General features: G+C 66.6%; 18 protein-coding genes. 15 read left to right on the top strand and 3 right to left on the bottom strand.

Translation table 11 applies throughout. The annotated features are described in order from the left end of the window. Positions 1 to 296 precede the first annotated feature (296 nt). The 4 genes from ABZX86_RS32590 (at position 297) to ABZX86_RS32575 (ending at position 4,851) form a co-directional block, all read left to right on the top strand. The gene (locus tag ABZX86_RS32590; protein ID WP_355129059.1) at positions 297 to 1,901 is read left to right on the top strand and encodes a CocE/NonD family hydrolase; all 1,605 of its coding nucleotides are present in this window, start codon (positions 297 to 299) and stop codon (positions 1,899 to 1,901) included. After that, a complete protein-coding gene (locus ABZX86_RS32585) occupies positions 1,898 to 3,463 on the top strand; it encodes a glycoside hydrolase family 20 protein (protein ID WP_355129057.1) in 1,566 nt (521 codons plus the stop codon). Before ABZX86_RS32590 ends, ABZX86_RS32585 begins: the two co-directional genes overlap by 4 nt. 48 nt (positions 3,464 to 3,511) lie before the next feature. After that, entirely contained in the window at positions 3,512 to 4,330 is an 819-nt protein-coding gene (locus tag ABZX86_RS32580; protein WP_355129055.1) for an alpha/beta fold hydrolase, read from the top strand. 74 nt (positions 4,331 to 4,404) lie between these two features. After that, on the top strand, positions 4,405 to 4,851 hold the full coding sequence (locus tag ABZX86_RS32575) for a DUF4254 domain-containing protein (protein WP_355129053.1): 447 nt from the start codon (positions 4,405 to 4,407) through the stop codon (positions 4,849 to 4,851). Between the two features lie 274 nt (positions 4,852 to 5,125). Here ABZX86_RS32575 and ABZX86_RS32570 read toward each other — a convergent pair whose 3' ends face one another. Beyond that, entirely contained in the window at positions 5,126 to 6,679 is a 1,554-nt protein-coding gene (locus ABZX86_RS32570; RefSeq protein WP_355129051.1) for an ATP-dependent DNA ligase, read from the bottom strand. 127 nt (positions 6,680 to 6,806) lie between these two features. Between ABZX86_RS32570 and ramB the strand changes: the two genes are divergently transcribed. The 8 genes from ramB to ABZX86_RS32530 all read left to right on the top strand — a co-directional run bounded on the left by ramB (position 6,807) and on the right by ABZX86_RS32530 (position 15,497). Beyond that, on the top strand, positions 6,807 to 8,216 hold the full coding sequence (gene ramB / locus ABZX86_RS32565; protein WP_327142533.1) for an acetate metabolism transcriptional regulator RamB: 1,410 nt from the start codon (positions 6,807 to 6,809) through the stop codon (positions 8,214 to 8,216). Between the two features lie 346 nt (positions 8,217 to 8,562). After that, a complete protein-coding gene (gene urtA, locus ABZX86_RS32560; RefSeq protein ID WP_355129049.1) occupies positions 8,563 to 9,837 on the top strand; it encodes an urea ABC transporter substrate-binding protein in 1,275 nt (424 codons plus the stop codon). A 331-nt stretch (positions 9,838 to 10,168) separates the two neighbouring features. Beyond that, the gene (gene urtB, locus ABZX86_RS32555; protein WP_327142535.1) at positions 10,169 to 11,053 is read left to right on the top strand and encodes an urea ABC transporter permease subunit UrtB; all 885 of its coding nucleotides are present in this window, start codon (positions 10,169 to 10,171) and stop codon (positions 11,051 to 11,053) included. Further along, positions 11,050 to 12,240 (top strand): urea ABC transporter permease subunit UrtC, encoded by a 1,191-nt coding sequence (gene urtC / locus ABZX86_RS32550; RefSeq protein ID WP_355129047.1) that lies wholly within the window; start codon positions 11,050 to 11,052, stop codon positions 12,238 to 12,240. Before urtB ends, urtC begins: the two co-directional genes overlap by 4 nt. After that, positions 12,237 to 13,100, top strand: coding sequence for an urea ABC transporter ATP-binding protein UrtD (gene urtD, locus ABZX86_RS32545; protein WP_355129045.1), 864 nt, complete (start codon positions 12,237 to 12,239; stop codon positions 13,098 to 13,100). Before urtC ends, urtD begins: the two co-directional genes overlap by 4 nt. Beyond that, positions 13,093 to 13,785 (top strand): urea ABC transporter ATP-binding subunit UrtE, encoded by a 693-nt coding sequence (urtE, locus tag ABZX86_RS32540; protein WP_355129043.1) that lies wholly within the window; start codon positions 13,093 to 13,095, stop codon positions 13,783 to 13,785. Before urtD ends, urtE begins: the two co-directional genes overlap by 8 nt. A gap of 38 nt (positions 13,786 to 13,823) precedes the next feature. Next, positions 13,824 to 14,657, top strand: coding sequence for a GntR family transcriptional regulator (locus tag ABZX86_RS32535; protein WP_355129041.1), 834 nt, complete (start codon positions 13,824 to 13,826; stop codon positions 14,655 to 14,657). Between the two features lie 300 nt (positions 14,658 to 14,957). Continuing rightward, positions 14,958 to 15,497, top strand: a complete 540-nt coding sequence (locus ABZX86_RS32530; RefSeq protein ID WP_355129039.1) for a carboxymuconolactone decarboxylase family protein — start codon at positions 14,958 to 14,960, stop codon at positions 15,495 to 15,497. A gap of 40 nt (positions 15,498 to 15,537) precedes the next feature. Here ABZX86_RS32530 and ABZX86_RS32525 read toward each other — a convergent pair whose 3' ends face one another. Both ABZX86_RS32525 and ABZX86_RS32520 read right to left on the bottom strand, forming a co-directional pair. Then, on the bottom strand, positions 15,538 to 16,179 hold the full coding sequence (locus ABZX86_RS32525) for a GNAT family N-acetyltransferase (protein WP_355129037.1): 642 nt from the start codon (positions 16,177 to 16,179) through the stop codon (positions 15,538 to 15,540). A gap of 175 nt (positions 16,180 to 16,354) precedes the next feature. Then, on the bottom strand, positions 16,355 to 17,128 hold the full coding sequence (locus tag ABZX86_RS32520) for a TetR/AcrR family transcriptional regulator C-terminal domain-containing protein (protein WP_355129035.1): 774 nt from the start codon (positions 17,126 to 17,128) through the stop codon (positions 16,355 to 16,357). Positions 17,129 to 17,245: 117 nt separating this feature from the next. Here ABZX86_RS32520 and ABZX86_RS32515 point away from each other — a divergent pair, with 117 nt between their 5' ends. From ABZX86_RS32515 to ABZX86_RS32505, 3 genes are all read left to right on the top strand, one after another. Beyond that, complete coding sequence (locus ABZX86_RS32515) at positions 17,246 to 17,623, top strand: VOC family protein (RefSeq protein ID WP_355129033.1); 378 nt, start codon at positions 17,246 to 17,248, stop codon at positions 17,621 to 17,623. Positions 17,624 to 17,705: 82 nt separating this feature from the next. Further along, positions 17,706 to 18,281: a dihydrofolate reductase family protein gene (locus ABZX86_RS32510; protein ID WP_355129031.1), complete on the top strand. Its 576-nt coding sequence runs from the start codon at positions 17,706 to 17,708 to the stop codon at positions 18,279 to 18,281. Positions 18,282 to 18,301: 20 nt separating this feature from the next. Next, complete coding sequence (locus tag ABZX86_RS32505; protein WP_355129029.1) at positions 18,302 to 18,658, top strand: YciI family protein; 357 nt, start codon at positions 18,302 to 18,304, stop codon at positions 18,656 to 18,658. Positions 18,659 to 18,661 lie beyond the last annotated feature (3 nt).

The following is an 18,661-nucleotide window of genomic DNA, read 5'->3' as shown; positions in this document are numbered from 1 at the left end:
CCTTCGCCAGCCCGCCTGATACGGGCCTGACGCAGACCTGACATGGCTCCTGACATGAGGAGACCCAGGGATCAACCCAATGTTTGTGATTGTTAATGATCGGTTTCCGTATAGACAGAGCATAAACGCTCAATTACTCTCGGTGAATCGATTCCGGCTGCAGAGGACACCTCATGCATGAACTTCCCGCACCCGACCTCCTCGGCACGATCCTCGGCTACCTGCTCATGTCGCCGGTGTCGCTGTTGCAGAATTTGGGCCAGCTCATCGCGAATCTGCACTGAGGGGACGCGATCATGAGCAATCGACTTCTCCGCGCACTCGCCGCGACCGCGCTGTTCGCGGCGGGCGCCACCCTGTCCCTCACGCCCGCCGCCGCTGTGCCCATCCCGGGCGGGCAGATCACCACGCTCTTCATCCCGGGCGCGGACGGGGTGCCGATGAATGCCGTGATCACGGCGCCGCCGGACCTCGCCGCGCACCGGAACGCGCTGGTATTGCAGCCGTCGGGATGGGGAGTGCCCGCGATGGGCAGCCTCGGATCGGCCTACAAGCTTTCCGCCGCGGACGGTTTCGTCTCCATCGAATACACCGCGCGCGGCATGTACCTCTCCGGTGGCGATGTGGACGTGTTCGGCGAGAAGGATGCCGAGGACGCGTCGGCGATCATCGACTGGGCCATCGCCAATCTCAATGTGGACCCGGAGCGCATCGCGGTCGCGGGCGGCTCGTACGGTGCGGGGCTGAGCGTGCTTGCGGCAGCGCATGATTCACGCATCAAGGCCATTGTCGCCGACTCCCCGCCCGGTGATCTGGCCGATGCGCTCGCACCGAACGGCACCCCGAAGACCGGCGGCCCGGTCGCCCTCGCGCTGGCCGGGGTCGCGACCAACCGGTTCGGTCCGGAGCTCGTGCGGCGCGGCCTCGACGCGATCGTGCGCGGCAACGGCGTCGCCTTCGATTCGCTGGCTTCGCGGCATGTGCTGGCCGACGCCATACCGAAGCTCAATGCCAATGGCACGGCAGTCTTCCTGGCCCACGACTGGCAGGACAGCCTGCTGCCCGTCGGACCCGTGTACTCCCTGTTCGATCAGCTCACCGGGCCGAAGATGCTGTATCTGGCGCCCGGCGATCATTCGACCGCCGGCGGCGCGGGCCAGATCGTCGGGCTGCCGAATTCGTACTGGGACGCCGGAATTCGGTGGCTGGACCACTACGTCAACGGAACGGACAATGGCATCGACCAGGAGCCGACGGTGAATATCCAGGCCGCCGATACCGTCAGCCTGCTGCCCGATCCCCAGGCGCTGGTGCACTTCGACTCGGTCGCCGATGCGCGGGCCCCGCTCCGCGACTTCCCGCTCTCGGCCCCCGCGGCCGGAGTGCTGGGCGGGGATCCCAACGAATCCTGGAGTCAGCCACTGACTTCCGGACCGACAACCGCCATCGCGGCGGTCCCCTACGTCACCGGTTCCCTGGCACAGCTGGGACTGGCTCCGGCCATCCCGATCAGCAGTGTCGACCGCGATGACGCGGGCGTCTGGCGCACCGAGCCGTTCGCGAACGGCGGCGTCGTCTCCGGCAGCGTGCACCTCGATCTCACTGTCGCGCCGTCGACTTCGGATCTGACCATGATCGGGATCCTCTACGACGAGGGCCCCGACGGCAGTGGCAAGACGATCAGCTACTGGCCGATCACCCGGCACGGTCTCGCCGCGGGCGCTCCGAACACGGTGCAGTGGGATCTCGCACCGACCTATTGGAATCTCGCACCGGGCCACCGCCTGACGCTCACCGTCACCACCCAGGACCCGATCCCGTTCGAGAGTTCGACCCCGATGGGCAGTCGGGTCGTCTTCTCCGCGCCGTCCGTGGCGGAACTGCCGGTGCGCGCCTCGTGAGCCGGCTGCCGTTGACGATCGCGGCCGTACTGGGGGCGGCCGCGTTCTTCACCGGAAGTCTCACTCTGCCCGCACCGGCGGGACGGGCCGATATCGCGCCCGTCCTGCCGGTGACGGTGCCGAGCGTGCGCGAATTCACGCCGGGCTCAGGACATTTCGATCTCGCGGGCGGCGCGCACATCGTGGCCTCCGGCGCGGCCGCGCCGATCGCCACCCGATTGGCCGGTGATCTGACTCGCGCCGGTCACGTCGCGACCGCAGGCGGCGGCGCGGCGGGTCCGGGTGCGGTGGCACTGCGCATCGACGATTCCGGCCCGCCGCAGCCGGAGTCGTACCGCATCGATATCGGCGACACCGTCACCGTTACCGCCCGCACCACCGAGGGCGCGATTCACGCCACACAGACACTGCTGCAATGGTTCTCGCAGAGCACGGCCCTGCCGTTCGGAACCGTGACGGACTGGCCCGACTACGGCGAGCGCGGCCTGCTGCTCGATCTCGGACGCAAATTCCTCACCGTCGACTGGATCAAGCAGCGCATCCGCGAGATGGCCTACTACCGGATGAATCTCATCCAGCTGCATCTTTCGGATAGTTACGGGTTCCGGCTGGCGAGCATCTCGCATCCGGAGATCACCTCGCCGCAGCATTACAGCCGAGCTGAAATGTCCGAGATAATCTCCTATGCCGCCGATTACGGCATCGAGGTGATGCCCGAGATCGGATTTCCGGGCCATATGAACGGCATTCTGGAATCGCATCCGGACCTGATCCTGCACCCGGCCACCACGAGTCCGGTCGATGCCGCCACCGACAGTCTGCTCGCGGGCACCGCGCAGGGCCGCATCGATCTGTCGAATCCGGCCGCCCGGCCGCTCATCGAAGATCTGCTGCGGGAATTCGTGCCCTTGTTCCCCGGCCGCTATTTCCACGTCGGCGGCGATGAGTACGTCAGCGATTACAGCCGCTTTCCGCAGCTCACCGACTACGCCCACACCACGCTCGGCCCGCAGTTCACCGGTCAGGATCTGGTCTCGGACACCGTGAACCGGGCGGCGGGCATCGTCCGGTCCTACGGTAAGACTCCCCGCATGTGGAATGACGGCATTCCGGCCGGTGGACGCATACCGGTCGACCGATCGATCATCGTCGACTATTGGACGGGGGGAAACGGATTGATCCCCTGGATCGGCACTCAGAACGGCCCCGAATCCCTTGCCGACCAAGGCTTCACGCTCAGCAATGCGAGTTTCACCCCCACCTACTGGGCCACCGGCGGTACCGCCGCCGCACTGAACTCACCGCCGGAACTGCTCTACGCCTGGGACCCCGGACTGTTTGTCAACGGCACCCGATTGCGGGCCGATCAGCACGATCGATTGCTGGGTTCGAAGTTGTTCGTCTGGGCCGACGATCCGAATGCCATGACCGAACAGCAGATGGTCGATCCGGTCCGGGCGAGATTGCCCATCATGGCGCAGCAGCTGTGGTCCGGCACCAAGGGCAACCCTTATCCGGTATTCGCCGATCAGGTTCGCGCCGTGGGTAACCCTGCCGGCTGAATGCCGAGAACTGGCGCAACACAAAACAATTCATGATAGGAGAGGGCAATGGTTCGAATCTCGGGCACAGCCCTGGCGGCAGCGGTCGCGACAGCCGTCCTCACCGGTATGGCCGCCACACCCGCGGCCGCCGGGCCCGCCGATCCGGCCGGAACCTGCCGCCCCACCGCCGACCATCCGTACCCGGTGGTGCTGCTGCACGGCACCATGGACGATGCGAGCGCCTGGAATGTGCTGGCGCCCAACCTGACCGCGGCCGGATACTGCGTCTTCGCACCCAGCTACGGGCAGGACGGCTCACCCCTGCCCTACGGCGGCATCGCACCCATCGCCCGCGCCGCCGCCGAGGTCGCGACCTATATCGACGGGGTGCTGACCCGGACCGGTGCGGCCCGTGTCGATATCGTCGGGCACTCCCAGGGCGGCACCATCGCCGAGTACTACGCCAAGAATCTCGGGCAGGCGCGGCACGTGCACACCGAACTCCTGCTGGCCCCCGGTACCCACGGCACCACCCTGTCGGGCCTGGTCGGTCTCGTGGATCAGGCGCCCGCGGTGCGCAGCGCCGTGGACAACGAGGTACTGCCCGCGTTCTGCGCGGCCTGCGCCGATCTGGAGGTGGGCTCGACCTTCATGAACGCCCTCGATGACGGCCCGATCGCCCAGCCGGGCGTGCGCTACGCGGTCCTGGCCACCCGCGACGACACCACGGTCACCCCGGCGGGCCCGGCCTCGTTCATCGACGAGCCCGGCGTGACAAACCAATTCGTGCAGGATCTGCGACCCGGCAGCGTCGCACATCAGCACCTGCCCCTCGATGCCACCGTCGGCCGGTGGGTCCTGGACCAACTCGGATCCGGCCGGTAATCACCGCTCCGGCACGGGGTTGCACCGCAGGTCCGGCGAATGTTGTTGCCAATCGGAGATATTCGCGTAGCACTATGGCGGCCGTGCCTCTGCTCCCCCCGAAACATCTGCTGCTGCAGGCCTGCCGCGGCCTGCCCCCCGAAGATCATCCGGTGCTGCGCTGCGCCGGGCTGCTGGCGGATCTGCACGAGCGACGACTGACCGCGGTGGCAACCGGGCGCATAGATCAGGAACGGGCGCACATGGTGCTCGATATCGACCGCTGGGTGGCAGCCGAACTCCCCAAGGCCGCCCGTGATGCCCAGCTGCATACCGAAACCGTCGGCACGGTGGTGGATCGCCTGGCGCAGTTCTCGGCCCTGGCCTATGTGACGCTGGCCAGCTCGCCGGACGATGCGATCAATGATGCGGCGCTGCGGCTCACCGAGCTCTCCATCGCCTACGAGCATCTGGCGACCGAATTGGCCGCGGGCCGCCGGCGCCTGCCCAACCTGACGGGCAATCGCGAATACGAGTACTGATCGCGGCGGAATGCCGCAGACGTACGTCGGCGGCGCCCGGCGAGGGGTCGGGACGCCGCCGACAGCACAGGTGGATCATGCGCAACCCACCGTTGAAAGCCCCGGCCCGGCACACGGAGAGCAGAACCCACATGGGAGATGCGGAGGCAGTGTCCACTCCCCGTCACCTGACAACAACCAGGCCCGAGCTATCAACACAACGAATCCTGCACCCCCAACCTCGGAGGACCCTGTCGATCCACCTGTGAATCCGCTGGGAGATGTCCGACGCGCCCTAGACCTCGGAAGATTCGCCGGGCAGTGCTGTGAGGCTTGAGGATTCGGGGAGCAGGGCGCGCAGGGTGGTGATGGTGTCGGCCTGGTGCGGTTCCTTGTCCGGGCGGTAGCGGACCACGCGGGCGAAGCGCAGGGCGATGCCGCCGGGATAGCGGGGGCTGACCTGGACGCCATCGATGGCGATCTCGACGACCAGTTCCGGGCGCAGGTAGACGGTATTGCCGTCCTGGCGGCGCTCGTGCCGGGGGAATTCGGCGGTCTGCCAGTGCAGTAGCGCATCGGTGAGGCCCTTGAAGGTCTTGCCGACCATGATGGGCTCACCGCCGTCCGGATCCAGGGCTCCCAGATGCAGATTCGACAGGTACCCGGTGCGGCGGCCGTAGCCCCATTCCGCGCCGAGGACGATGAGGTCCAGGGTGTGCGTGGGTTTGATCTTCTGCCAGGCGCGGCCGCGCCGACCGGCCGCATAGGGCGCGTCCAGGGATTTGATCATGATGCCCTCGTGGCCGGCCGCCAGGGCGCCGTCGAAGTATTCGGCGGCGGCCTCGGCATCGGGGGCGATGAGAGCCGGAATGCTCAGTCCGCAAGCCACTTTCGTGAGCGCGAGGCGGCGCTCCCGCAGCGGGGCGTCGAGCAGGTCCACACCGTCCAGATGCAGGCAGTCGAAGAAGTACGGGTGCAGCAGCAGCTCCTGCGCGGTGGCGGCCCCGAATCGGCTCATGGTCTCCTGGAAGGGCCGGGGCCGGCCGGAGTCGTTGAGCGCCAGGGTCTCCCCGTCCAGCACCACACTGGTGCAGTCGAGTTCCTTTACCAGGCTGACCAATTCGGGAACGCTGCCGGTGATATCGCGCAGCGTGCGGGTGAACACCCACACTCGGTCACCGTCCCGGTGCACCTGGATGCGCGCACCGTCCATCTTGTGTTCGACGCTCACCGCACCGTCGAATTCGCTCAGCGCCTCATCGAGCGCGGCCCCGGGCGAGGCGAGCATGGGCTGAATCGGCCGCCCGACCTCCAGCCGGAAGGCGGCCAGCGCCTCCGCGCCACCGGTCCGAGCCGCCAGCGCCGTCACAGGCAGGCGCCCGGACAGCATGTGCGCCCGCCGCACCAGCTCGATCGGCACCTCGAAGGCCGTGGCGACCGCCTCCGCCACGACCGCGGTGAGCGCGCCCTGCCGCATCTCCCCGGTCAGCAGGCGGATCAGGAATTCCTGCTCGACTGCGGTGGCGACGGTGAACATCTGCGCCAGCAACTGCTTGCGCCGGGCGGTCGACCCGCTGCCCGCGACCTCCGACAATTCGGTGAAGACCTGATCCACCTGCTGCACGGTCAGCGTCTGCAGCTCGGCAGGGTCGGTTTCCATCGAGGTCAGCGTCCGCCACCCGGTACCTATTCGCCCCTGCGGCAATTCCCCCGAGACCCAGGCCACGACCTGGGCCAATTCCAGCGGATCGGCCGCGCCCAGCAATTGCGCCAGCGTATTTATCTTGGTCTTGCGCGAGGACGTCGCGCGCACGGCCTGTGACGCCTGAACCACCTGCGACAAGAGCACCAAACGACGGTAGCGCCGGGGTATGACAGATCTGGGACCTTCGCGCCGCGCCCGCTGTGACGCAGCACTCAGCAGAGTTGCTAATTCCGGGTTGGCAGGCCTGCGAAACCGCCCATAAACTGGGCACATGGCCAAGACTTTCGTCGGCGCGCGCCTGCGGCAATTGCGCACCGAACGCGGGCTGAGCCAGGTCTCCCTCGCCAAGAAGCTGGAGATTTCGGCCAGCTACCTCAACCAGATCGAACACGACGTTCGCCCGCTCACCGTACCGGTCCTGCTGCGTATCAGCGAGGTCTTCGGGGTGGACGCCGGATTCTTCTCCTCCCAGGACGACACCCGCCTCATTGCCGAACTGCAAGAGGTGGTGATGGACCAGGAGCTCAGCATCGAGGCCGATGCCCAGGAAATCGCCGAAATGGTCTCCGCGCACCCGGCTTTGGCGCGTGCCATGGTGAATATGCACCGCCGCTATCGCAATACGACCGCGCAGCTGGCGGCCGCCACCGAGGACCGCTTCGCCGACGGCAGCGGGTCCGGCGCCATCTCCAAACCGCACGAGGAAGTGCGCGACTACTTCTATCAGCGGCAGAACTACATTCACGAATTGGATACCGCGGCCGAGGAACTCGCGAACCGCATGCGTTTCCACGGCGGCGATCTGAAACGGGAGATCGCGCGCCGCCTCACCACCGCGCACGGAGTGCAGATCGTGGAACGCATCGACCTGCACGACGGCGTACTGCACAGATACGACCCCGAACAGCGCCGCCTGGAAATCGCGCCGCATCTCTCCGGCGGGCAGCGGGTATTCAAACTTGCCGCGGAACTCGCCTATCTGGAGTGCGGGGATCTCATCGAAAAGCTGGTCGAGGAGGGCAACTTCTCCAGTCCCGAATCACGGGTACTGGCGAAACTCGGCCTGGCGAACTATTTCGCGGCGGCCACGGTGCTGCCGTACACGCATTTCCACGAGATGGCCGAAGACTTCCGCTACGACATCGAACGCCTGTCGGCCTTCTTCACCCAGAGCTACGAGACCATCTGCCACCGCCTCTCCACCCTGCAGCGCCCCCGGCTGCGCGGCGTCCCGTTCTCCTTCGTCCGGGTGGACCGCGCCGGCAATATGTCGAAACGCCAGTCCGCCACCGGATTCCACTTCTCCTCCAGCGGCGGCACCTGCCCGCTGTGGAACGTCTACGAGACCTTCGCCTACCCCGCGAAGATCATGACCCAGATCGCCCAGATGCCCGACGGCCGAAAGTATCTGTGGGTGGCCAGAACCGTGGAACGCCGCGCCACCCGCTACGGCGAACCGAGCAAGGTATTCGCCATCGGCCTCGGCTGCGAACTCCGCCACGCCGGTCGCGTTGTCTATGCCGACGGCCTGGATCTCAACGAGCCCAAAGCAACTCCCATCGGCGCCGGCTGCCGAGTCTGCGAACGCTCCAACTGCCCCCAGCGCGCCTTCCCCCCACTCGGCAAATCCCTCGATATCAGCGAACACCGAAGTTCCATCTCCCCCTACGTGATCCAGTAACCGCAGCATCCGGAAAGTTACTTCCGGGTAGGACATCTCACAGTCCGATTCGGTCGGATGCCAGCACCCATTGACACCAAATCGGGCCTCGTCACCCCTTCTCACCTGCTGTTATAGCCGCCGCACGCGAACCGGAAGTTATTGCGGTGAGCGGAAATTCACTTCACGGAAACATCAGCAATCGGACCGTCACCGAGAGTCATTCCGGCGCAACACTTCCCGTTTACCGTTCGCACCACGAATACAGCCGTTGTATACGCGGCGGTATTCGCAAGCGGCGCACGTGGCGTCGCTGTGCTGGTAACCGGCTGATGCCGAACCCCGTGAAGTGAGAAGGGTCCGCCCCATGCAAGATTCCCACCGCCGACAGCGAACTGCGCGCCTGGTCAGAGCAATCACCATCCCGACCGCCCTGGTGCTGTCCGTAGCGCTCGTCTCGGGCTGCGGTTCGCGCGACGACAACACCGCGTCGGGCTCCAACGCCAAGTCCTGTGTCGATACCTCGAAGGACACCATCAAGATCGGTTCGCTGCACTCGCTGACCGGCACCATGGCCATCAGCGAGGTCACCGTCGCGAATGCGACCAAGTTGGCGGTGGACCAGATCAACGCGTCCGGCGGCGTCATGGGCAAGAAGCTCGAGGTGGTGCTCGAGGACGGTGCGTCCGACCCGAAGACCTTCGCGGAGAAGGCCGAGAAGCTGATCAGCTCCGACTGTGTCGCAGCGGTTTTCGGTGGCTGGACCTCCTCCAGCCGCAAGGCCATGAAGCCCAAGTTCGAATCGCTGAACTCGCTGCTCTACTACCCCGTCCAGTACGAGGGCCTGGAGGACAGCAAGAACATCTTCTACACCGGCGCGACCACCAACCAGCAGATCGTGCCGGCGCTGGACTACCTGAAGCAGAAGGGCATCACCTCCCTCTACCTGGTCGGCTCGGACTACGTGTTCCCGCAGACCGCCAACCGGGAGATCAAGGCGTACGCCAAGGCCAACGGCATCGAGATCAAGGGCGAGGACTACGCGCCGCTCGGCTCGACCGACTTCTCCACCATCGTCAACAAGGTTCGCAACTCGCATGCCGGTGCGGTGTTCAACACCCTGAACGGCGACTCCAATGTGGCGTTCTTCCGCGAGTACTCCAACGCGGGCCTGAAAGCCGCTGAGATGCCGGTGGTTTCGGTCTCCATCGCCGAGGAGGAGGTCGCGGGCATCGGTGCGCAGAACATCACCGGCCAGCTGACTGCCTGGAACTACTACCAGACCGTCGACACCCCGGCCAACAAGGCGTTCGTCACCGCGTACAAGGCCGCCTACGGCGCCAACAAGCCCACCTCCGACCCGATGGAAGCCGCCTACACCTCGGTCTACCTGTGGAAGAACACCGTCGAGAAGGCGAAGTCGTTCGCAGTGGCCGACATTCAGGCCGCGGCCAATGGCGTCACCTTCGACGCACCGGAGGGCACCGTCACCATCGACGGCGACAACCACCACATCACCAAGACCGCCCGCATCGGTGAAATCCACCCCGACGGCCTCATTTACACCGTCTGGGATTCCGGCAAGCCGATCCAGCCGGACCCGTACCTGACCACCTACGACTGGGCCAAGGGCCTGAAATAGCCATCGGTGTAGCCGCCGATTGAGGGGCGGCCGGTGCGGAATCACTCCGCACCGGCCGTACACGGCAGCTACCCACGTCACAACGACGAAGTCCACCCGCACCGCCGAAGTCCACCCGCACCGCCGAGCCGCCATCCCCGACCGCCGCGACAGCCGCACGTACGCACCGCAATCCGCCCCTCCCGAACTGCCGGACGGAGGAGCGCAGCGCACAGCGAGCCGCCCGTCCGCGACCATCGCGGCACCGGAGCGCCGCATACGCGACCCGCTCCCGCCCGCACGACGCGCCGCCACCGCCCCCGCAGCGCGAGAGAATCACAGAGGTAATCACATGGAAGTCGCTGTCGGACAGCTCTTCACGGGCTTGAGCCTCGGCTCTATCCTGCTGCTCGCCGCGCTGGGCCTGTCGCTGACCTTCGGTCAGATGGGCGTGATCAATATGGCGCACGGCGAATTCATCATGGCCGGTTGTTACACCACATTTGTTGTGCAGCAGGTCATTCACTCGACCGGCGTCGCACTCATCGTGTCGCTGTTCGTCGGCTTCCTGGTCGGCGGGCTACTGGGCGCGGCCCTGGAAATGGGTCTCATCCGCTGGATGTACGACCGACCACTGGACACCCTGCTGGTCACCTTCGGCGTGGGCCTGGTGCTACAGCAGGCCGCCCGCAATATCTTCGGCGCTCCCGCCAAGAATGTGGTGGCCCCCGACTGGCTGACCGGCGGCATCACCATTGCCGGCACCGTGGTTCCCAAGACCCGCATCTTCATCATGGTGCTGGCCCTGGTCGCGGTCATCGCGCTGGCCACCGCGCTCAAGACCACTCCGCTGGGCCGGCGCATCCGGGCCGTGGTGCAGAACCGCAGCCTCGCCGAAACCTCCGGCGTCTCTTCCCGTTTCACCGATATCAGCACCTTCTTCATCGGCTCCGGCCTGGCCGCGGTCGCCGGGGTGGCGCTCACCCTGATCGGTTCCACCAGCCCCACCATCGGACAGTCGTATCTCGTCGACGCCTTCCTGGTGGTGGTCATCGGCGGCCTGGGACAGATCAAGGGCACCGTCATCGCGGCCTTCGGCATGGGCCTGCTGAATTCGTTCGTCGAGTACTCCACCACCGCGTCGGTCGCCAAGGTGATCGTCTTCATCGTGATCGTGATCTTCCTGCAGGCCCGCCCGCAGGGCCTGTTCACCGTTCGCACGAGGAGTCTGGCATGACTCTCATCCAGCGCACTTTCAAAGACGCGTCGTCGTACAAGGTCGTGGGCGGTTTCGTCCTGGCGGCCGTCGTCCTGTTCGGCATCGCACCCGCGATGCTCAGCGATTTCCGGCTGAGCCTGCTGGCGAAATTCCTCTGCTTCGCCATTGTCGCGGTCGGCATCGGCCTGTCCTGGGGTCGCGGCGGCATGCTCACCCTGGGCCAGGGCGTGTTCTTCGGCATCGGCGCGTACATCATGGCCATGCATATGCAGATGGCCGACGCCAGCAAGGCGCACGAGGATGTGCCGGAGTTCATGTCCATCGCGGGCATCTCCGAATTGCCCTCGTACTGGCGGCCTTTCGCCTCCGCACCGGTCGCGATCCTGGGCATTCTGGTGGTGCCCGCACTGGTCGCGGCGGTGCTCGGCTTCGGAGTGTTCAAGCGCCGCGTCAAGGGCGCGTACTTCGCCATTCTGAGCCAGGCGCTCGCGGCGGCGCTGGCCATTCTGCTCACGGGTCAGCAGACCATCGGTGGCTTCACCGGTCTGAGCGACTTCAAGACCTTCTTCGGCTTCCGCCTGGACGATCCGGTGAACCGGCGCATGCTGTTCTTCATCGCGGCGGGCGCCCTGCTCGTGGTGGTCGCCATCGCGCGCCAGCTGATGAACAGCCGCTACGGCGAACTCCTTGTCGCCGTGCGTGATCAGGAGGAGCGCGTGCGCTTCCTCGGCTACGACCCGGCCAATATCAAGATCGTCGCGTATGTGGTGGCCGCCTTCTTCGCGGGCATCGCGGGCGCGCTGTTCACCCCGATCGTCGGCATCATCTCCCCCGCCGATATCGGCGTGGTGCCCTCGATCGCCTTCCTGGTCGGCGTCGCCATCGGCGGCCGCACCACCCTGCTCGGCCCGGTGCTGGGCGCGATCGGCGTGGCCTGGGCGCAGACCACGCTCTCGGAGAATTTCCCGTCGGCCTGGACCTACTTCCAGGGCGCGCTGTTCATCGTGGTGATCGGCTTCCTGCCCGCCGGTCTGGCCGGATTGCTGCCGCTGGCAAAGCAATTGGCGGAGCGGATGCGCCCGGCGCCGGGCTCCGGCCCGGCGGTCACCGCCTCGGCCGTCTCCGTCGAAGCACCGGCCGATGAGACCGCCGAACCCGCCACCGAGCCGGAAGCCCCCGCGGACGAAGAGAAGGTGAAGGCATGACGACCGCTGCCGCGCAGGAACCCAAATTCGGCGGCAATGCCGGAATGGACAGCGAATACCTCGAAATCCGCGGCCTCTCGGTGAGTTTCGACGGCTTCAAAGCCGTCACCGATGTCGATCTCACTGTGCTGCAGGGTGATCTGCGCTTTCTCATCGGACCGAACGGCGCGGGCAAGACCACGCTGATCGACGCCATCACCGGTCTGGCCGCCGCCACCGGTTCGGCGCGCAAGTCCGGCAGTGAGCTGATCGGCAAGAAGGTGCATCAGATCGCCCGGCTGGGCGTCGGCCGCACCTTCCAGACCGCCAGCGTTTTCGAACAGCTGACCGTGCTGCAGAATCTCGATATCGCCGCCGGCGCCGGACGTTCCGCGCTGACGCTGCTGCGCAAGCGCAAATCGGTGCTGCCCGCCATCGAGGAGGCGCTGGAGACCACCGGCCTGACGGCCCTGCGCGACAAGCCCGCCGGGGTGCTCGCGCACGGCCAGAAGCAGTGGCTGGAGATCGGCATGCTGCTGGTGCAGAACGCCTCGGTACTGCTGCTCGACGAACCGGTCGCCGGTATGAGCGCCGAGGAGCGCGAGGAGACCGGAAACCTGTTGCGCCGCATCGGCGGTGAACGCATCGTCGTGGTCGTCGAACACGATATGGACTTCATGCGCGCCTTCGCCACCTCGGTCACCGTGCTCGCGGGCGGCCGGGTGCTCAGCGAGGGCACCGTCGAACAGGTCCAGGCCGATCCCAAGGTGCAGGAGGTCTACCTCGGCACCGCGGCGGCCGGTGACCTGCCGCCCGCCGCCGACTCGGCCGGTCCCGCCGAGAGCGCATCCACCGACGCAGAGGAGGCCGCGAATGCTTGAGATCATCGACCTACAGACCGGATACGGTCGCAGCCAGGTGATTCACGGTGTCTCGCTGACGGTTCCGAGTGACGGCGTGGTTGCCGTCATGGGCCACAACGGCGCCGGGAAGACCTCGCTGCTGCGCGCCGCGGTCGGGCTGCTGCCCGCCAAATCGGGGCGGATCCGCTTCAATGACGAGGACATCACCAAGATGGCGCCGTCGCGGCGGGTCAAGCGCGGCATCGCCTACGTGCCGCAGGGGCAGCAGTCCTTCCCGCAGCTGACCGCCTTGGAAAACCTCCAGGTGGTGGCGGACGGGCGCAAGCGCGGTAAGGAACTCATCGCCGAATCACTGGAGCTGTTCCCGGCGCTGAAGGAATTGCTCGCTCGCAAGGCCGGACTGCTCTCCGGCGGTCAGCGGCAGCAGCTGGCCATCGCACGCGCCCTCATCACCGAACCCAAACTGCTCATTCTCGACGAGCCGACCGAGGGCATCCAGCCGTCGGTGGTGGCCGAAATCGAGCGCACCATCATCGATCTCACCAATCGCGGTGGTCTGAGCGTGCTGCTGGTGGAACAGCACATCGGCTTCGCCCTGCAGGCCGCGCAGCAGTACTACGTGCTGCAATCGGGCCGCATCACCTCCTCCGGGGCGGGCGGCGCGGGCGCGGAATCCAACGTCCGTCTGGCCATGGCGATCTGATCGGCCGTCCCGATATGGCGCGCAGGGGGCGCATTCCGTTGTCCGAACGGGTCTATCTGGCCCTGCAGCGGGATCTCGCGGCAGGGGTGCTGGTACCGACCGAACGGCTCGGCGAGGAGCGGCTCGCCGAGACCTACGGCGTCTCCCGCACTCCCGTCCGCGAGGCCCTGGCCCGGCTCTTCGCCGACGGACTGCTCGAACGTCACCCCGATGGCTTCTACCCCTACCGGCCGCGAGTGGATGAACTCGGCGATCTGTACGAGCTGCGAATCGTGCTGGAGGCCAGGGGAATCCAGCGCTTGCAAACCACCCCCGCCGGACTCGGCGGCCTGGATCCGATACCGGTGGAGGCCTATCCCCAGGACTCCGCCTACGGGTACGCGGGCGGATCACAGGCGCATGAGGCGGCCGTGGAATACCCCGCCTACGGCACCATGCGGCGCGCTCCTTCCCCTGGCCCAGCCTTCGCGGCGGCGCACCTGCTGCAGGACGCGGCCGCGGTGCTGCGCGAGCTGGAGACATGGCGGTATCTGCGCGACAACCCACCGGAACCCGACGCCGACCTCATCGCCGCCGACGAGCGCTTCCACATCACCCTGCTCGCGGCAGCGGGCAATTCCGCACTGGCCGACGCCCTCTCGACGGTGCACGCCCGCGTCCGCCCCGTCCGCGCCATCGATATGCCCACCCCCGAACGCGTCGCCGCCATGGCCGAAGACCACATAGCCATTGCCGAATACCTCCTCATGGGCGACCTCGACGCCGCCCTCCGCACCCTGCTGGCCCACCTGACAAGCTCCCGAGCCCACGTCCTCACCCGCGCCCGCCGTGCGTTGGAAATGACGAAACTCGCCCAGGCAGTGCGGGAGTGACTCGTCATCCCCGCCGCGAACAACGCCCTTGTCATCCCAGCGAAGAGTGACCCCTCTCGTCATCCCGTCGACGACTGACCCCTCTCGTCATCCCGACGACGACTGACCCCTCTCGTCATCCCGACGACGAGTGACTCCTGTCGTCATCCCGGTGCGCTTTTGGCCGGGATCCACCGACGCGGTGTAGATCCCGGCCAAAGGCATGCCGGGATGACGGGGACGGGCGGTTGGCATGACGGAGGCGGGCGGTTGGCGCGTCGGATGGTGGCCAGTGGCTGGGACAGACTGTTAGCGTTGGGCATGGTGTCGACGCAGCCACGTATCGCGCCCGGGCGTCTCCGGGAGCTGGGTCCGGTCAACTGGGTTGTCTGGCAGGCGCTTTCCCGCGCCGCGGGCACGGATGACGCGCACCTGTTCAGCACCCTCGGGCGCACCGGCGGCCTGTTCCGCGGCTGGCTGCACTTCTCCGGGAAGCTCATGCCCGGCGGGCGGCTGCGCCGCTACGAATCCGAAATGGTGATTCTGCGAGTCGCGCACCTGCGCGAATGCGAGTACGAGACCGACCATCACATTCGCCTCGGCAAGCGCGCGGGCATCACCCAGGAGGTCCTCGACCGCCTGCGCCTCGGCCCCGCCGCCCCCGGCTGGACCGACAAGGAACGCGCCCTCCTCACCGCCGTCGACCAACTGGTCACCACCCGCAACCTCGACGACCCCACCTGGACCACCCTCGCCGAGCACTACGACGACCGCCGCCTCATCGAAATCGTCCTGCTCACCAACCAGTACGAGGGCCTCGCCAGCACCATCACCGCCCTCCGAATCCAAACGGATCACTGAGCAATCCCCCTCATCCCAGCGCAATCCCCGTCATCGGTTGCTAGCCGTCCGCGCGATGCCGCGCCCGCGAACCCAGTGCGAGCGGCAGGGTTTCGGTCGACAGATCCCCCACGACCCGGGCGTGCATATGCATGTCGTGCCAGCCGTCGGCATGCAGAGTGGCGCTGCGGTTGGTGCCCTCCAGGGCGTAGCCGGATTTCATCGCCACCCGGCAGGACTGCGGATTGTGCACGGAGTGACGGAGTTCCAGTCGGTGGAAGCCGATTTCGTCGAATGCCCACGAGGTGAGCGCGGCAACGGCCCGGGGTGCGATCCCCTGCCCGCGCGCCCGCGGCGCCACCCAGTACGCCATCTCGCCCAGCCCCTGCGACAGCAGCATCGACCGCAGCGACGCCCGCCCCACCACATGCCCGGTATGGCTGTCGGCCACAGCCCAATTGGCGTCGACCCCGCCACTCCACGCATGCAGCCACAACTCGATCCAGTCGTCCGCCTCCTCCACCGACTCGGCCGTCCGCGCATGCCACCGCTGAATCGCCGGATCCTGGAAGGCCGCGAACACCTCCGGCGCATCCCGGCGCAGCCAGGGCCGCAACACCAACCCCTCGCCCGCCGGAATCACCGGCTGCGCGCCCTTGGTAAAGACTTCAGCGGCAATGATTGCCGGCACCGATCGCGGCATACCTGAAATTCTGCCCCGCTCCCGCACCCCGTGTCGCCGGAATTCCGATCAGCCGCCCGGCCGCGACCCCGGGCCACCTGAAACGGTCGCCCACACCACGGGGCCCGGCTCTCCGCAAGGCCGTTCCGCGCCACGCTATTCCGCCGCAGGGAGCGCAGCCCGCCGACATTGCGGCTCAGCCGGACGAGGTTTCGATGAGGGCGGCGAGGCCGTCGAGGACGCGGGCGAGGCCGAAGTCGTAGGCGTGGTCGGCGCTGTAGGCGCTGTCGTGGGCCTGGCCGGCGGCGGCGCCGACGCGGGCGGCGAGGGGGTAGCGGTCTGCGGAGAACACGCGTTCCAGGAGGGGAGCGGCGCGCTGCCACCAATCATGGTCGGATTCACCGCTTTCGGCGGCGGCGCGGTCGGTGTCGATGGCGATGCGGGCAACCGAGGTGACAAAGCCGAGGACGTGGGTGAGGGCCGCGTCCATATCGACGTCGTCGAGGCCGAGGCCGTCGAAGGCCCGGAGTTCGTGGTCGTATTTGGCGGCGACGCCGGGGCCCAGGGGCGGACGGGTGGTCGGAACGTAGGCGACCCAGGGGTGCGCGGCCAGCAGCGCCCGGTTCTCGGCGGCGATGGCGGAAACCCTTTCACGCCAAGGCATTCCGGCTAGATCATGGCGGGTCATCCGCTGATAGACGGTATCGAGCATAAGGTCGAGAAGTTCGGCCTTGCCCGGCACATAGGTGTAGGTGGCCATCGGCGTGAGTCCGAGCTGCGCCGCGACCGACCGCATGGTGAGCGCCGCCAACCCCTGACCGTCGGCGATCTCCAGCGCCGCATCGACCACCGCGTCGACGGTGGTGCGCTGTTTCGGACCGCGCGCCGCCCCGCCCTGCCCGGGCTCGCGCCACAGCAGTTCCAGGGTGCGCACCGGATCTCCGGCACTGCTCCGCTCACGTGCGCCCATGCCTCACCTCCGCCCCGATCGTATAGATGTGACGCTAGTCACGATGCAGCCCGTCGGGAATTTACGTACAAAGTACAGCGTACTTAGTACAGAGTTTATCGGCAGCAAGGAGCACCCGTGAAAATCACCGCGTCCGCCCTCTCCCTGAACGTGGCCGAACCCACCACCTCGGCCCAATTTCTGATCGACCACTTCGGCTTCGCCGAAGATATGTCCGCCGACGGATTCATCTCCCTGACCAGGCCAGATGCAGGTTTCAACATCATCTACCTGCGCACCGGCCTGTCCACCTTCAAACCCGCGACCATTGCGGGCAGCGCCGGACAGGGTCTCCTGGTGGTCTTGATAGTGGAAGACATCGACAAGGAGTACGAGCGCGTCCGGTCCGAGGGCGTTCCGATCGTCACCCCGATCGAAACCGAACCCTGGGGCGAGCGCTACTTCCAGGCCGTCGATCCGAACGGAATCATCATCCAATTGGTCCAGTGGGTCTGATCGTGTCGATTCCGGACCGTCCCGTTCGAGGAGTAGTCATGGGCCGAACCGCGGCCCGCTCCTCGACGGGAAGGAACCAGCCATGCGGAAAGTGGTGGCAATCGAGAACATGACCCTGGACGGGTACGTGGACTCGCAGACCGGACTCGGGTTCGAATGGACCTTCCGGGGTTACAGCCCCGAGGTCGACGCCTTCGGTAATCAGCATGTGCGCGCCGATGTCGACACCGCGATGTACGGACGTCGTACCTTCGAAGGCATGCGGGACTTCTGGTCCGGCGTCGCCGCCAATCCGGATGCGGCCGAAGGCGAGAAGGCGCACGCCGAATGGGTGACGAACGTCAGCAAGATCGCCTTCTCCACCACGCTGCGGGAGGCGGGCTGGAAGAACACCCGGATCATCGCCGCCGACGCGGCCGCCCGTGTCGCCGAACTCAAAGCGGAAGACGGTGGCACGCTTGCCATCTACGCCAGCCCGAAACTGGTGCACTGGTTCATCGACAACGGTCTCATCGACGAATTCCGGATCATGGTGCATCCGGTGACGGTCGGCTCCGGCACGCCGCTGTTCCATGACAAGGCCGCATTGAATGTGGATCTGCTGGAATCGAAGACGTTCGACTCGGGTGCGGTCTACCTCCGCTACCAGGTCGCCTGAGCCAAGGAAGAGAGAAGACAATGCGAAATCTGGTGCTGATCCGTCTCGATCCGTCCAAGGCCCCCGAACAGGGTCCCGACGAGAAGCTCATGGCGGATATGAACACGCTCATCGAGGAGATGACCAAGGCGGGCGTCCTGCTCGACACCGCCGGATTGCGGCCGACCGAGGAGGGCACCCGCATCCACCAGGTCGACGGGAAGCAGACCGTCATCGACGGCCCCTTCACCGAATCCAAGGAGATCATCGGCGGCTACTGCCTGCTGCAGACCCGATCCACCGAGGAGGCGGTGGAGTGGGCTTCCCGCTTCCTGCGGGTGCACGGGCCGGAGTGGGATATCGAGGTCGAGGTCCGGCAGCTCGCCGATCAGGACTGAGCC

Source organism: Nocardia sp. NPDC006630, from assembly GCF_040611495.1.
GTDB lineage: Bacteria > Actinomycetota > Actinomycetes > Mycobacteriales > Mycobacteriaceae > Nocardia.
This window is presented reverse-complemented; position numbering and strand designations above follow the sequence as displayed.

Coding starts and splice junctions, on each gene's coding strand:
- ABZX86_RS32580 (WP_355129055.1), top strand. CDS start 3,512: ATGGTTCGAATCTCGGGCACAGCCCTGGCGGCAGCGGTCGCGACAGCC.
- ramB (WP_327142533.1), top strand. CDS start 6,807: ATGGCCAAGACTTTCGTCGGCGCGCGCCTGCGGCAATTGCGCACCGAA.
- ABZX86_RS32520 (WP_355129035.1), bottom strand. CDS start 17,128: ATGGGCGCACGTGAGCGGAGCAGTGCCGGAGATCCGGTGCGCACCCTG.
- ABZX86_RS32505 (WP_355129029.1), top strand. CDS start 18,302: ATGCGAAATCTGGTGCTGATCCGTCTCGATCCGTCCAAGGCCCCCGAA.
- urtE (WP_355129043.1), top strand. CDS start 13,093: ATGCTTGAGATCATCGACCTACAGACCGGATACGGTCGCAGCCAGGTG.
- urtD (WP_355129045.1), top strand. CDS start 12,237: ATGACGACCGCTGCCGCGCAGGAACCCAAATTCGGCGGCAATGCCGGA.
- urtB (WP_327142535.1), top strand. CDS start 10,169: ATGGAAGTCGCTGTCGGACAGCTCTTCACGGGCTTGAGCCTCGGCTCT.
- urtA (WP_355129049.1), top strand. CDS start 8,563: ATGCAAGATTCCCACCGCCGACAGCGAACTGCGCGCCTGGTCAGAGCA.
- ABZX86_RS32510 (WP_355129031.1), top strand. CDS start 17,706: ATGCGGAAAGTGGTGGCAATCGAGAACATGACCCTGGACGGGTACGTG.
- ABZX86_RS32525 (WP_355129037.1), bottom strand. CDS start 16,179: ATGCCGCGATCGGTGCCGGCAATCATTGCCGCTGAAGTCTTTACCAAG.
- urtC (WP_355129047.1), top strand. CDS start 11,050: ATGACTCTCATCCAGCGCACTTTCAAAGACGCGTCGTCGTACAAGGTC.
- ABZX86_RS32590 (WP_355129059.1), top strand. CDS start 297: ATGAGCAATCGACTTCTCCGCGCACTCGCCGCGACCGCGCTGTTCGCG.
- ABZX86_RS32575 (WP_355129053.1), top strand. CDS start 4,405: ATGGCGGCCGTGCCTCTGCTCCCCCCGAAACATCTGCTGCTGCAGGCC.
- ABZX86_RS32530 (WP_355129039.1), top strand. CDS start 14,958: ATGGTGTCGACGCAGCCACGTATCGCGCCCGGGCGTCTCCGGGAGCTG.